A 13,547-nucleotide genomic window follows, 5' to 3' on the forward strand; every position below is an offset into this window, starting at 1 on the left:
ATCTTTCTGTAGCATCGTTCGTCCTGCCAGGAAGGCACCCCCTGTGAAGACCCTCCTCAAGCGCGCCTCCGCCGTCGTGGCGGGTGGCGCTCTCGCGTTCTCCGGCCTCGCGGTCGCGTCCGCCGCCCCGGCCGCCGCCGCGGTGTCCCCGGTCGACGTCACCGGCATCAAGGTCTACCCGTCGTACGGCGGCACGGCCATCAACGCGTCGACGAAGGGCTACCGGATCGCGACGACCGCGCGCCAGGTCGCCCCCATCCCTTACTCGGCGACCATCTACGTCGACGTCTACCGGGCTGGCACGCGTGTCGCCGCGAACGTCCAGGCCGCCTACATCGGCTCGGGCTACACCAACATGACCGGCTATCTCACGGTCCAGAACAGCTGGGGTCGTGGCCCGTTCTACGTCTCCAACGTGCGGGTCCAGTGGAACGACGCCAACTACGTCAAGCAGACCGCAGTCGACTCCAGCGTCGCCGGCCGCACGTTCTCGGTGAAGTCCGGCCTCAAGGCCAGCGGCAAGGTCCGCTACTGGTACGGCTCCTCCAAGAAGGTCGCCAACATCAAGCTCCAGCGCTTCTCGTCCAACGGGAAGTACACGAACTACAAGACCAAGGTCAAGCTGCAGCGCAAGAAGAGCGGCAAGTGGCGCACGGTCAAGACCCTCAAGCTCAACAGCAAGGGCAAGGCCAAGTACACCTTCCGCTCGTCGAAGAAGTACAAGTACCGGTTCGTCGTGAAGGGCACCTCCACCACGGCCGGCGGTGTCTTCACCACCTACGGCAAGGCCTGACACAGGTCGCTCGCCCGAGCACTCCTTCGACGCCCCGTCACCGCGCAGCGGTGGCGGGGCGTCGTACGTCCGGCGCGGGAGCAGACCACGGCTAGGCTGACCCCGTGACCTCGACGAGCCGCATCTTCCTCGCCAGGCTGGCGGGGCATGCCGTCTTCGACCCCGCTGGCGACCAGGTCGGCAAGCTGCGTGACGTCGTCGTCACCCAACGCAGCGCCGGCCGGCTCCCTCGTGTCCTCGGCCTGGTGATCGAGGTGCTGGGGCGTCGGCGCGTGTTCCTCCCGATGACGCGGGTGACGTCGCTGGACGGCGGGCAGATCATCACGACGGGGGTCCTCAACCTTCGGAGGTTCGAGAAGCGGCAGACCGAGACGCTGGTCTTCGGTGAGTTCTTCGACCGGACGGTCAACGTGCCGTCGCTGGGACTGACGGGCGACGTGTACGACGTCGCCATGGAGGAGGACCGCAGCCACGACTGGCACCTCTCCGACGTCGCCGTCCGCGAGCGCTCGAAGCGGTTCAGCCGACGCGGCCACGGCGTCGTCGTCGCCTGGAACGACGTGGCCGACCTCACGGGAGAGCAGCCCTCGCAGGGCGCCACGCACCTGCTCGCCACGATGGACACGATGCGCCCGGCCGACCTCGCCAACGCGCTGCGAGAGCTGCCGGTCCAGCGCCGTACGCAGATCGCCGCCGAGCTCGACGACGAGCGGCTCGCCGACGTCCTCGAGGAGATGCCCGAGGGCGCCCAGGTCGAGATCCTCGGGCGCCTCGATCCCGAGCGCGCCGCCGACGTCCTCGAGGAGATGTCCCCCGACGACGCGGCCGACGTGATCGCGGAGCTGCCGCTCGAGACCGCCGAGGCGCTGCTCGCGCTCATGGAGCCCGACGAGGCGGAGGACGTCCGACGCCTCATGGTCTACGAGGAGGGCACGGCCGGCGGCCTCATGACCTCGGACGCGGTGATCCTCCCCCCGGATGCGACCCTCGCCGAGGGACTCGCCCGGATCCGGGAGCCCGAGCTGTCGCCGTCGCTCGCTGCCCTCGTGTACGTCGCCCGGACGCCGGTCGAGACACCGACGGGGCGCTTCCTCGGCGTGGTGCATTTCCAGCACCTGCTCCGTGAACCCCCGTCGTCACTGGTCGGAGCCATCGCCGTCAACGACATCGACTGGCCGCGCCCCGACACGTCGCTGCACGAGGTCGCCCGCATCCTCGCGACGTACAACCTGGTGGCGTGTCCCGTCGTCGACGAGTCCAACCACCTCGTCGGCGCGATCACGGTCGACGACGTCCTGGACGAGCTGCTGCCCGAGGGTTGGCGCGACCACGAGTCAGAGGTCGTTCGATGAGCGACCGCGAAGATCGTCGCGTCCGGCTCGACCAGCCGCGCGAGGCCGGTCGAGGCTGGCGCCGCGAGGGGCGGCGCCGGATGGACGCCGAGACGTTCGGCAAGTTCGCCGAGGGGTTCGCGCGGTTCATGGGGACGGCGACGTTCATCGCGTGGATGACGGTGTTCGTCGCGGCGTGGATCCTCTGGAACACGCTCGCACCTACCTCGTGGCGCTTCGACGAGTTCCCGTTCATCTTCCTCACGCTGATGTTGTCGCTGCAGGCCTCGTACGCCGCGCCGCTGATCCTGCTCGCCCAGAACCGCCAGGAGGCGCGTGACCGGGTGACCCAGGAGCAGGACCGCGAGCAGACCGCCCGGGCCCACGCCGACATGCAGTTCCTGGCGCGCGAGGTCGCGAGCCTCCGGCTGGCGCTGGGCGAGGTCGCGACGCGCGACTTCATGCGCTCGGAGCTGCGCGGGCTCGTCAGCGACCTCGAGGACCGGCTGGCGGGCGGCGAGGAGGAGCCGACCGACGGGCTGGCCGACCCGACCCCTCGGTGATGCCCACCACGCACGTAGCATCGGAGTCATGCCCGTAGAGACCGTGGTGAATCCCGACGCCGTCAACCAGGCGCTGTCGACCGTCAACGACCCCGAGATCCGCCGACCGATCACCGAGATCGGCATGGTGGACCGGGTCGAGATCGACGGCGGGTCCGTCACCGTGCACCTGCTGCTGACCGTCGCCGGCTGCCCGCTCAAGGACACCCTGACGCGCGACGTCACCGCGGCCGTGTCCAAGGTCGACGGCGTCTCCGACGTGAGCGTCCCGATGGGCGTCATGAACGACGACCAGCGCAAGAACCTCCAGGAGGTCCTGCGCGGTGGGCAGGCGCAGCGCGAGATCCCGTTCGCGGCCCCCGGCTCCCTCACCAAGGTCTACGCGATCGCGTCGGGCAAGGGTGGTGTCGGCAAGTCGTCGGTCACCGTCAACCTCGCCGCGGCGCTCGTCGCGCAGGGCCTGAAGGTCGGCATCGTCGACGCCGACATCTACGGACACTCGATCCCCGACATGCTCGGCGTCGGCGACGCCCGGCCGACGCAGGTCGAGGACATGATCATGCCCGTGCCCGTCGGCGGCATGCAGGTCATGAGCATCGGCATGCTCAAGCCGCGCAAGGACCAGGTCGTGGCGTGGCGCGGACCGATGCTGGACCGTGCTCTCGTGCAGATGCTGTCCGACGTCTACTGGGGCGACCTCGACGCGCTGCTCCTCGACCTCCCGCCCGGCACCGGTGACATGGCCATCAGCCTCGGCCAGCACCTCCCCAACGCCGAGGTCGTCGTCGTGACCACGCCGCAGGAGGCCGCCGCGTCGGTCGCCGAGCGCGCGGGCACGATGGCGTCGATGATGCACCAGCGCGTCGTCGGGGTCGTCGAGAACATGTCGTGGCTCGAGCTCCCGAACGGCGACCGCATGGAGGTCTTCGGGTCCGGCGGTGGCCAGCAGGTCGCCACCACGCTCAGCCAGCGACTCGGCTACGACGTGCCGCTGCTCGGCCAGATCCCGCTCGACGAGCAGATGCGGGTCGGCGGCGACACCGGCGTCCCCATCGTCGACGAGGCTCCGGACAGTGCGGCCGGCAAGGCCCTGCTGCAGGTCGCGCAGACGCTGTCGGGTCGCGCTCGTGGTCTCGCGGGCATGCAGCTCGGCCTCTCGCCCACCGGCCGCTGACCCGCTGCCGGTCTACGGGCTAGGCTTCCCGCATGCTCGACATCGGGATTCCGGAGATGATGGTGATCGCCATCGTCGCGATCGTGGTCTTCGGGCCGGAGCGACTCCCCGAGTTCGCGCGTCAGCTCGGCCGGCTCGTGCGCACCGTCCGCCAGATGGCCGACAACGCCAAGGCTGACCTCCAGCGCGAGATGGGCGACGACTACACGTCCCTGCGCGACGAGCTGAAGGGCCTCGACCCGCGCGAGATGATCAAGGGCGCCGTCGACTCCGACCCGGACGACGACGACGACGAGCCCTCGTCGGCAGCGAAGTCGCCCGGCCAGCGCCCGCTGGCGGCCGGGGAGCCTGCGCCGTTCGACGTCGACGCCACCTGAGACTGCCGAGCTGGCCGTACGACCGGCTGCACCGCGGCGACCCGGCACCGTACGACGACGACGGCTCAGGAGTCGCGCGACCCCGGCGTCACCCAGGCGGTCAAGCGGCCGAGACCGGTGCGTACGCGGTCGAGGGGACCCACGTCGTACGGCCGCTGCGGCAGGTCGGCGACGGCCTCGCGGAGGTGGTCCACCGAGCCGTCGGTGACCGCCGTGTAGACGACGCCCTCGGCGTCCCAGGTCGCCACCGCGGGAGACCCGTCGCGCACCCACATCGCGTCCTTGCCGACCTGGACGCGTTCGTAGCCCTCAGTGGCCGCCTTGTCGAGGGAGCCGTGCTGCTCGTAGACGGTCAGGGTGGACTCTCCGTCGGTGTAGGTGAGGGCGATCACGCGCTCACCCTGGACGTCGATCCAGTGCGCCTCGACGCGTTCGAGCGTGGTGCCGAGCCGCTCGTGGCAGGGCCAGCCGTCGGCGACGAGTCGCTCCATCACCGCGGGTTCGATCGGCTGGGCACCCCCTGCACTCTGCGGCTGCTGGCCGGACGGGTGCGTGCGGACCGCCGTCGAGGCGCCGCGGGCGACCGGACGGATGGCGCGGACCACGGAGTCGAGCGCGTCGTGCTGGGCGTACCGGACGACCTCGCGGACCTTGCCGGACGCCTCGTCGAGCGCGTAGGTCGCGACCCGCTGCCCGCCGGACGCGACGACGACCTCGGCCACGCCCGTACGCGGGCGGACGACCGACAGGTCGTACCGGTGGGCGAGCAGCTGGACGCTCACCGCCGACCCGAGCGCCCGCTCGAGCAGCGTCACTGCCTCGCGCTCGGCGGCCTCGTCCGCCGGGGATGTGGCGTGGGCGGGAAGGGACGCCACCGAGACCTCCGCGGGTGCCGCCGCGCGGACGCTCTGCGACACGGGGTCCGCTGCGCCCTGGAACTGGGAGACGAGCTGGCCGACCGGCGGGGTCACGGTCTCGACCGGCTGGTGCGGGGCACCGACGACGTACGCGATGCCGGCCAGGACCGCGGTCGCACCGGTAGCCGCGATGGTGGCGCGCACGACAAGGTGGTCGAAGATCACCGTGAGGCGCGAGGGAGGGCCGGCCGCGGCGAGGCGCTCAGGATCCGAGAGGGCTGAGAGCAGCGTCGTCGACGGCGCCGGTGTCGCACCGAGGCCGGTCATCCGGCGCTTGAGCGCTCGTTGGGCACGGACGGCCTCGCGGCACGCCTCGCACGTCGCGAGGTGGGAGTCCGCACGCGACGCCTCGTCGGCGGGCAGCTGCCCGTCGACGTACGCCGCGACGCGATCTCCCAGGTGTGCCATCAGCGGGGGGCCACCGCCGGCTCCATCGGCCCGGCGAACCGGGTGCGCGTCCCGGAGGGCGCTCGGTGCTCCAGCGACGCGCGGAGCAGCTTGCGGCCGCGGTGGATGCGCGAGCGGACGGTGCCGAGCTTGACGCCCAGGACGTCGGCGATCTCCTCGTACGAGAGGCCCTCGATGTCGCACAGGACGACGGCGACCCGGAAGTCGTCGGGGAGCGCCGCGAGCGCGGCCTCGACGTCGGCGTCGAGGTTCGCGTCGGACCAGGCAAGCTCAGGCGACGGGTCGGCGGCACGGAGCCGCTCCTCGGCCCCTTCGCCGAAGCGGTCGAACCGGTACTTCGACTTCCTGCGGACGCGGTCGAGGAAGAGGTTGGTGGTGATGCGGTGGATCCAGCCCTCGAAGGAGCCGGGCTTGAACGAGTCGAGTGAGCGAAACACGCGGATGAAGACCTCCTGCGTGAGGTCCTCCGCGTCGTGCTGGTTGCCCGTCAGGCGGTAGGCCAGCCGGAAGACGCGAGCCGAGTGCTGCTCGACGATCTCTTCCCAGCTGCCGACGGTCGCGCCGGAGGCAGTCTGCGATCCGGCCGGGGTTCCGGTGGTGCCCATGTGTGACGACCTCCTGTGCTGCTCGGATCCCGATCGTCTCCCGACAACCTGAGACAACGATGAGACGGGGCTGGGCGTTCCCTATGACGCCGGTTCGTCGCCCGTGCCTCCGGCGGCGGGGTGATGATCGCCACACACGGCCTGCAGCGGCTGCGGCGAGGCGGCCCGGAGATCCCCGGAGTTCCGGCGCGGATGCCTTAGGCTGTGGGCCAGGTGCCGGGCCTCCCCGGCGTGCGAGAGGAGTCCGTCATCGCCACCGCGATCACCCCGCAGAGCTGGCTGTACGCCGAGGAGTTCGTCGTCGAGGACGAGCACCTGCAGAACGCGCGCGCCCGTGCGGACGAGGTGGGCGTGGCACCGATCGGACCCGGTGGCGGAGCCGCACTGCGGCTGCTCGCCGCGGTCGCCAACGCCGGTGCCGTCGTCGAGGTCGGCACGGGCACCGGGGTCTCCGGGTTGTGGCTGCTGCGCGGCATGCGTGCCGACGGCGTGCTCACGTCGGTCGACCGCGAGGCCGAGCACCAACGGCTCGCACGAGCGACGCTGACCGAGGCAGGCATCGCCGCCAACCGTTTCCGCCTCATCTCCGGTTCCGCCCTCGAGGTGCTCCCCCGTCTGGCCGACGGGGGGTACGACCTGGTGTTCGTCGACGCGGACAAGCGCGACTACCCCCAGTTCGTCGACGAGGCCGTCCGTCTCCTGCGCCCCGGCGGGGTCCTCGCGTTCGACAACGCCCTGTGGCACGACCGTGTGGCCGACCCCGCCCGTCGGGACGAGGACACCGTCGCAGTCCGCGACCTCGGTCGCACGCTCCTCGAGGACGAGCGGTTCCTGCCGGCCCTGCTGCCGGTCGGCGACGGGCTCCTGGTCGCGCAGCTGGCCATCACCGCTGGTTGAGCGAGCGGTCCCCGCTGGTTGAGCGAGCTATTTCCGCTGGTTGAGCGAGCCGTCGTCCCCGCTGGTTGAGCGAGCCGTCGTCCCCGCTGGTTGAGCGAGCCCCTCATCCCCGCTGGTTGAGCGAGCTTGCGAGTCGAAACCACCGCACCGGGGTTTCGACTCGCTGCGCTCGCTCAACCAGCGGGAGGGTGCACATGCTCAACCAGCGGAGGGCGCATCTGCCCAACCAGCGGGAGGGTGCGCTCGCTCACCCGGCGGACCGGCGCAGCTCGGCGTCCTCGCTCAGCCGCGCGGCAAGCTCCGCACGCGTGGAGATGCCGAGCTTGATGTAGACGTGCCGCAGGTGGTACTCGACGGTCTTCGGGCTCAGGAACAGCGCGGCGGCGGCCTCCCGCGTCGTACGCCCGTCCCCGAGGAGGCGCGCCACCTGGATCTCCTGCGGGGTCAGCGGCTGCTCAGCCCCCACCGCCCGGCGCTGCACCCGCTCCCCGCTCGCTGCGAGCTCGGCCGACGCCTGCTCCGCCCAGGGTGCCGCCGTCAGCCGGTCGAACGTGGCGACGGCCTCGCGCAGGACGTCACGGGCCTCACTCGGGCGACGCTCGCGCCGCAGGTACGCGCCGTACGCCAGCTGTGTGCGCGCCCGCTCGTACGCATCCGGGCTGTGCGCGTGCTCGGCGAGGGCTGCGGCGTACCGCTCCTCAGGGTCGATCCCGGCCAGCGCGACCGCGCGGTGGGCACGGGCCCGCGCCCAGGGCTGCCCCTTCGCCTCCGCCAGCCGCTCGAACGCCTCCGCCTCTGTCCGGGCGGTCGTGGCGTCGCCGACGCGTACGAGGCAGTCGACCAGCTCCGGCGCGGGTGACAGGTCGGCGTCGTCGACTCCGAGACGGCGTACGAGTGCCTGCTGGTCGCGATATTGCCCGACCGCCACCTCGTGCTGCCCGAGCCCGGCCGCGAGGTCGCCCCACGCGAACCGCAGCCACGTCTTGCCGAAGTTCAGCCGGCTGCGCACGCACAGGCGCTCGGCCTCCTGCGCCACGGCACGCATCTCGTCCTCGCGCCCGCGCCGCGCGAGCAGCCATGCGAGGCCGGCGTGCGCGATCGCCTCGTCGGTGCGCTGGCCGGACTCGCGGGCGAGGGCGATCGCCTCCCGGTACGCGGCCTCTGCCGAGGTCCAGCGGTCGGTCGCCGCGTCGTCGCGCGCGGCGTGGAACAGCAGGAACGGCAGCGTCCCCACGGCGGCCTGCCCGCGGGCGTCGTTCACCACTGCCTCGACCAGCGCGCGGGCGTCGCCGGACTCGCGCAGCCACATCGGCCCGAGGAGCCCCCAGGCTCGCCATCTCGGGTCCTCGAGGAGGTCCCCGGCCCCCGATGCCGAGACGGCGCGCCGGATGCGTTCCGCGCCCTCGTCGCCCTCGCCGACGATCACACGAGCAATGCCGCCCGCGAGATCGCCGATGATCCGGCTCCGGTCGTGCTCGGTCCGGTCCTGGACCCCGTCGAGGCGGGCGATGACGGTCCGTGCGGCTGCGGCATCACACAGGTACACGCACGCATACGCAGCCTCCGCGAGCAGCAGCACCGCAGTGTCGGGATCGTCGACGGCGATCGGGGCTGATGCCTCGAGAAGCAGGTCTCGTGCCTCGACCAACGAGCCGCAGCGCGCGCTGACGACGCCGCGCAGGGCCAGTGCGCGGCGGTGCGTCGCATCGGTCGGTGCGCTCGCGACGGCCTCGCCGAAGATCTCCAGAGCACGGTCCGCCAGCCCGCCGAGCCAGGCGTGCTCACCCGCGGCCACCAGCCTGCGGGCACGCTCCTCGGGGTCGTCGCTCGCGTGGGCAGCGCGCTCACCCCAGCCGGACGCCACCGCGTACGCGCGCCGCTGCGCCGCCGACGCGGTCGCCGCGTCAAGGACGGCAGCGACCTCGGCGTCGGGGCCGATGGTCGACGCCGACAGGTGGAGCGCTCGGCGGTCGAGATCGCCCGGGGGCAGCGCGCCGGCGATCGTGCGGTGCAGCCGACGGCGTACGGACGGCTCGGTCGCCTGGACCAGCGACGCCCGCATGAGCGGGTGCAGGAACCGGACCCGGTCCGGGTCGACCTCGATCAGCTCGGCGTTCTCGGCCTCACCGAGGTCGCTCAGGGCGCACCCGGCAGCGACGCACGCGCGGGCGATCGTCCCGAGGTCGACGTCTCCGGCCAGCGCGGCGACGGTCATCGCGGTGCGTGCCTGGGGAGCCAGCGCGTCGAGACGACCCGCGAACGCCTCCTCGATGAGGCGCGGCACCGGCATCGTGCCCGGGTCACGTGCCAGCAGGTCGGGCGTACGGGCCATCTCGAGCGCCGCGAGCGGGTTGCCTCCGCTGACCACGTGCAGCCGCTCGACCTGCGTGCTCGACAGGCCTCGCGTCGCGACCAGGGTGCTGCACTCCTCGCGCGACAGTCCGCCGAGCTCGATCGTGTCGAGATCGGCGACGAGGTCGTCGACGCCCTCCCCCACCCGCGCCGCGACCACCACCGCGACGGCGTCGGTGAGCAGCCGCCTGGCCGTGAACAGGATCGCGTCGACGGAGGGGCGGTCGAGATGGTGCAGGTCGTCGACGAGCAGCAGCAGCGGCTCGTCCTCGGCCGCGCGGCTCACCAGGCCCAACGTCGCCGCGGAGATCGCGAAGCGCTCGCCCGGCCCGGTCGGCGCCTCCCCTCGTCCTCCGGCGCGGAGCGCGAGGGCTTGGGCCAGCGCCTCGGACTGGACCGCGGGGAGCGTGTCGAGATGGCCCAGGATCGGCCGCAGGAGCTGCGCGAGGCCCGCGAACGGCAGCTCGCGCTCCGGCACCGCGCCCGAGGTCGCCAGCACGCGGATGTCGGGTGCCGCCGCGTCGACGGCCTGCGCGAGGAGCGTCGACTTGCCGATCCCGGCCTCGCCGAGGACCACGACGGCGCCGCTGGTGCCGTGCCGAGCGCGCTCCAGCAGCGTGAGCATCGCGGAGGTCTCCCGCGCCCGCCCGACGAGCATGCCCCGAATGTAGCCCGTCCAGAGGGCCCCTGGCCCCTGGTCTGCCATCAACCAGGGGGGTCGCCGGATGCCCCGGGACAGCGCTGGTTCCTAGCGTCAGGACCACGACAACCAGCTCACCTAGGAGGGTGACATGACCACACAGATCGACGCTGAGCAGATCGACGAAGGCGTACTGATGTCCTTCGTGTTCCGTGCCGTGGACGAGGTCGGGGCGACGCTCAACGCAGCTCTGGTCGTGCTCGGCGACAAGCTCGGCTACTACCAGGCGCTCGCAGACGGCGGCGCACTCACGCCGGCGGAGCTCGCCGAGCGCACCGGCACCGCCGAGCCGTACGCCCGGGAGTGGCTCAACGCCCAGGCCGCCGGATCGTTCGTCCGGTACGAGGCCGACACCGGCCGGTACGTCCTGCCGGCCGAGCACGCCGTCGCGCTCACCGACGAGTCCAGTCCCGCCTTCCTGCCGGGGCTGTTCCAGATCGCGCTCGGCACGGTCGCCGACTCCGACCGCATCGTCGAGGCTGCGCGCGACTCCGCCGGCGTCGGCTGGCACGAGCACAACGGCGACGTGCACCTCGGCTGCGAGCGCTTCTTCCGCCCCAGCTACCTGGCGTACCTCGTCGACGCCTGGCTGCCAGCAGCCGGCGTGACCGACAAGCTGCGCTCCGGCGCCACCGTCGCCGACATCGGCTGCGGCCACGGCTCGTCCACGATCCTCATGGCCGAGGCGTTCCCGAACTCGACGTTCGTCGGGTCGGACTACCACGCAGCATCCATCGACGTGGCCCGTGAGCGCGCCGCGGCCGCCGGTGTCTCGGACCGCACGCGGTTCACGGTGGAGCCTGCGCAGCGGCTGGGCGAGGCGGGGTACGACGTGGTGACCACGTTCGACGCCCTGCACGACATGGGCGATCCCGTCGGAGCGGCGCGGCACGTGTACGGCGCGCTGGCCGACGACGGCGTGTGGATGATCGTCGAGCCGATGGCCGGCGACCGGGTCGAGGACAACCTCAACCCCGTCGGGCGGGCCTACTACGGCTTCTCGACGCTGCTCTGCACGCCTGCCTCGCTGTCGCAGGAGGTCGGACTGGCCATCGGCACGCAGGCCGGTCCGGCGAAGATCCGCGAGATCACGTCCGCGGCGGGGTTCACGCAGTTCGCCTCGGTGGCCGAGACGCCCTTCCACCGGGTGATCGCCGTACGCAAGTGACGTCGGTCCACCACCGCCGGGCTGACAACCTCGGGCCGTCGCACCCGTCTGCGGGAGCAGACTGGGTGCTGCGGCCCGTCGGCGGGAGGAGAGCGATGCGAGCCAGGGAACCCGACAGCACGGGATTCGTCGAGCGCGACAGCGTGAGACTGGCGTACGAGGTGTTCGGCGACGCACCGCACACCGTCCTCCTGATGCCGACCTGGTCGATCATCACGTCGCGCTCCTGGAAGGCGCAGGTGCCGTACCTCGCCCGGCGCTATCGCGTGGTGACCTTCGACGGGCGAGGCTCCGGCGCCTCCGACCGCCCGGTCGGCGAGCGCGCGTACCTCGACGAGGAGTTCGTCGCCGACGCCCTGGCTGTGCTCGACGCGACGCGCCGCGGACCCGACGACACCGCGCCGGTGGCCGTTGTCGGGTTCTCGTGCGGCGTAGCGTGGTCGCTGGCGCTCGCCCTCGAGGCGCGCGAACGGGTCGCCGGGATCGTCGCGATCGGCCCGGCTGTCGGGCTGGTCCCGGGTCTGAAGGAACGTGACCAGGCGGTCTTCCTGGCCGACCCGCCCGAGCCCGCCGACGCCCCCCGCACGCCGGACCTGACCGGCTGGGCATCGTACAACCGCCACACCTGGCTCCACGGCGACTACGACGCGTTCCTGAGGTTCTTCTTCGGCCGGATGTACACCGAGCCGCACTCGACCAAGCAGATCGAGGACTGCGTCGGGTGGGGGCACGAGATCGGACCCGAGCGGCTCGTCGACACCGAGCTGGCACGCACGGTGTGCCGTCGCCCGGGGTTCGCGCAGGCCGTCACCGCGGTCGACGTCCCCCTGCTGGTGATCCACGGCGACGACGACCACGTCCGTCCCAGCACCGAGGCCGTGGCGCTCGCGGACGCGATGCACGGCTCGCTGCTGACGATCGAGGGCGGTGGGCACGCTCCGCACAGCCGCGAGCCCGTCGTCGTCAACCGCGCGATGGGCCGGTTCCTGGAGCGTCTGTGGCCCGGAGCGCCCGATCCCGTCCGTACGACCTGGACGCGCGCGGGCCGCCGTACCCCTCGCGCGCTGTTCCTCACGTCCCCGATCGGCCTCGGCCACGTCCGGCGCGACATCGCGATCGCCGACGCCCTCCGCAAGCGGCGCCCCGAGCTCCAGATCGACTGGCTGACGCAGGCGCCCGCGACCGGCGTCCTCGAGCGGGCGGGCGAGCGGGTCCACCCCGCATCGGCGCACCTTGCCAGCGAGTGCGCCCACATCGAGGACGAGGCCGCCGAGCACGACCTGCACGCCTTCCAGGCGATCCGCCGGATGGACGAGATCCTCGTCGCCAACTTCGGGGTGTTCGACGACCTCGTGAGCGCCGAGCCGTACGACCTGGTGGTGGGCGACGAAGCCTGGGACGTCGACTACTACCTCCACGAGAACCCCGAGCTGAAACGGTTCGCGTTCGCGTGGCTGACCGACTTCGTCGGGTGGATGCCGATGCCCGACGGCGGTGCGGCCGAGGCGGCGCTCACAGCGGACTACAACGCCGAGATGCTCGAGCAGCGGGCCCGCCTCGCGCGCATCCGCGACCGTTCGCTGTTCGTCGGCAACCCGGCCGACGTCGTCGACCAGACCTTCGGACCCGGGCTGCCGGGGATCCGCGAGTGGACCCAGGACCACTTCGCGTTCACCGGCTACGTCACCGGGTTCGAGCCGGTGAGCGAGGCCGACCGCGCCGCGATTCGCGCGACGGTCGGCGTCGGGCCGGACGAGCTGCTGTGCGTCGTCACGGTGGGCGGTTCCGGCGTCGGTGAGGCGTTCCTGCGACGTGTGCTCGACGCCGTGCCTCGACTGCGCCGCGAAGAACCGCGCCTCCGGTTCCTCGTGGTCACCGGCCCACGGATCGACCCGCGTACGCTCCCGCGCCGCCGCGGGGTGCACGTGCGCGGGTTCGTGCCGGACCTGCACCGGCACCTCGGCGCCGCCGACGTCGCCCTCGTGCAGGGCGGCCTGACGACGTGCATGGAGCTCACCGCGCAGCGCGTGCCGTTCGTGTACGTCCCGCTGCGCCACCACTTCGAGCAGAACGTCCACGTGCCGCAGCGGCTCGCGCAGTACGGCGCCGGCCGGCGTCTCGCGTACGAGGACGCCGTCGATCCGGACCAGCTCACTGCCGCGCTGCTCGCGGAGCTGCGTACTGTCCCGGCGGGACCGGCAGTGGAGACCGACGGCGCTGACCGTGCGGCAGCGATGCTCGCCGACCTCGTCTGAGTGCAGG

The 13,547-nt window shown here is 72.1% G+C and carries 11 protein-coding genes; 8 read left to right on the top strand and 3 right to left on the bottom strand.

Annotated features, from left to right (window positions below):
* The first annotated feature begins 43 nt into the window (after positions 1-43).
* The 5 genes from GH747_RS10785 (at position 44) to GH747_RS10805 (ending at position 4,238) form a co-directional block, all read left to right on the top strand.
* On the top strand, positions 44-793 hold the full coding sequence (locus GH747_RS10785; RefSeq protein ID WP_149769610.1) for a hypothetical protein: 750 nt from the start codon (positions 44-46) through the stop codon (positions 791-793).
* 104 nt (positions 794-897) lie between these two features.
* Entirely contained in the window at positions 898-2,145 is a 1,248-nt protein-coding gene (locus GH747_RS10790; RefSeq protein ID WP_228552882.1) for a magnesium transporter MgtE N-terminal domain-containing protein, read from the top strand.
* Positions 2,142-2,687 carry a DUF1003 domain-containing protein gene (locus tag GH747_RS10795; protein ID WP_149769611.1) on the top strand — a complete coding sequence of 182 codons (546 nt, stop codon included), beginning with the start codon at positions 2,142-2,144 and terminating at the stop codon, positions 2,685-2,687. The genes GH747_RS10790 and GH747_RS10795 overlap by 4 nt, the downstream gene beginning before the upstream one ends.
* 28 nt (positions 2,688-2,715) lie before the next feature.
* A complete protein-coding gene (locus GH747_RS10800) occupies positions 2,716-3,861 on the top strand; it encodes an Mrp/NBP35 family ATP-binding protein (protein ID WP_149769612.1) in 1,146 nt (381 codons plus the stop codon).
* A gap of 32 nt (positions 3,862-3,893) precedes the next feature.
* Positions 3,894-4,238, top strand: coding sequence for a sec-independent translocase (locus GH747_RS10805; protein ID WP_149769613.1), 345 nt, complete (start codon positions 3,894-3,896; stop codon positions 4,236-4,238).
* Positions 4,239-4,303: 65 nt separating this feature from the next.
* Here the strand turns inward: GH747_RS10805 and GH747_RS10810 are convergent, their stop codons facing one another.
* Both GH747_RS10810 and sigE read right to left on the bottom strand, forming a co-directional pair.
* Positions 4,304-5,563, bottom strand: coding sequence for an anti-sigma factor family protein (locus GH747_RS10810; protein ID WP_149769614.1), 1,260 nt, complete (start codon positions 5,561-5,563; stop codon positions 4,304-4,306).
* A complete protein-coding gene (gene sigE, locus GH747_RS10815) occupies positions 5,563-6,168 on the bottom strand; it encodes an RNA polymerase sigma factor SigE (RefSeq protein WP_149769615.1) in 606 nt (201 codons plus the stop codon). Before sigE ends, GH747_RS10810 begins: the two co-directional genes overlap by 1 nt.
* Positions 6,169-6,381: 213 nt before the next feature.
* Between sigE and GH747_RS10820 the strand changes: the two genes are divergently transcribed.
* The gene (locus tag GH747_RS10820; RefSeq protein WP_276208345.1) at positions 6,382-7,065 is read left to right on the top strand and encodes an O-methyltransferase; all 684 of its coding nucleotides are present in this window, start codon (positions 6,382-6,384) and stop codon (positions 7,063-7,065) included.
* A 247-nt stretch (positions 7,066-7,312) separates the two neighbouring features.
* Here GH747_RS10820 and GH747_RS10825 read toward each other — a convergent pair whose 3' ends face one another.
* A complete protein-coding gene (locus GH747_RS10825; RefSeq protein WP_163695499.1) occupies positions 7,313-10,075 on the bottom strand; it encodes an AAA family ATPase in 2,763 nt (920 codons plus the stop codon).
* Between the two features lie 133 nt (positions 10,076-10,208).
* Between GH747_RS10825 and GH747_RS10830 the strand changes: the two genes are divergently transcribed.
* Positions 10,209-11,285 carry a class I SAM-dependent methyltransferase gene (locus GH747_RS10830; RefSeq protein ID WP_205602897.1) on the top strand — a complete coding sequence of 359 codons (1,077 nt, stop codon included), beginning with the start codon at positions 10,209-10,211 and terminating at the stop codon, positions 11,283-11,285.
* Positions 11,286-11,380: 95 nt separating this feature from the next.
* Positions 11,381-13,540 carry an alpha/beta hydrolase gene (locus GH747_RS10835; RefSeq protein WP_149769617.1) on the top strand — a complete coding sequence of 720 codons (2,160 nt, stop codon included), beginning with the start codon at positions 11,381-11,383 and terminating at the stop codon, positions 13,538-13,540.
* Positions 13,541-13,547 lie beyond the last annotated feature (7 nt).

The organism is Mumia xiangluensis, assembly GCF_010994095.1.
GTDB lineage: Bacteria > Actinomycetota > Actinomycetes > Propionibacteriales > Nocardioidaceae > Mumia > Mumia xiangluensis.

Coding starts and splice junctions, on each gene's coding strand:
- GH747_RS10810 (WP_149769614.1), bottom strand. CDS start 5,563: ATGGCACACCTGGGAGATCGCGTCGCGGCGTACGTCGACGGGCAGCTG.
- GH747_RS10805 (WP_149769613.1), top strand. CDS start 3,894: ATGCTCGACATCGGGATTCCGGAGATGATGGTGATCGCCATCGTCGCG.
- GH747_RS10800 (WP_149769612.1), top strand. CDS start 2,716: ATGCCCGTAGAGACCGTGGTGAATCCCGACGCCGTCAACCAGGCGCTG.
- sigE (WP_149769615.1), bottom strand. CDS start 6,168: ATGGGCACCACCGGAACCCCGGCCGGATCGCAGACTGCCTCCGGCGCG.
- GH747_RS10830 (WP_205602897.1), top strand. CDS start 10,209: ATGACCACACAGATCGACGCTGAGCAGATCGACGAAGGCGTACTGATG.
- GH747_RS10795 (WP_149769611.1), top strand. CDS start 2,142: ATGAGCGACCGCGAAGATCGTCGCGTCCGGCTCGACCAGCCGCGCGAG.
- GH747_RS10825 (WP_163695499.1), bottom strand. CDS start 10,075: ATGCTCGTCGGGCGGGCGCGGGAGACCTCCGCGATGCTCACGCTGCTG.
- GH747_RS10835 (WP_149769617.1), top strand. CDS start 11,381: ATGCGAGCCAGGGAACCCGACAGCACGGGATTCGTCGAGCGCGACAGC.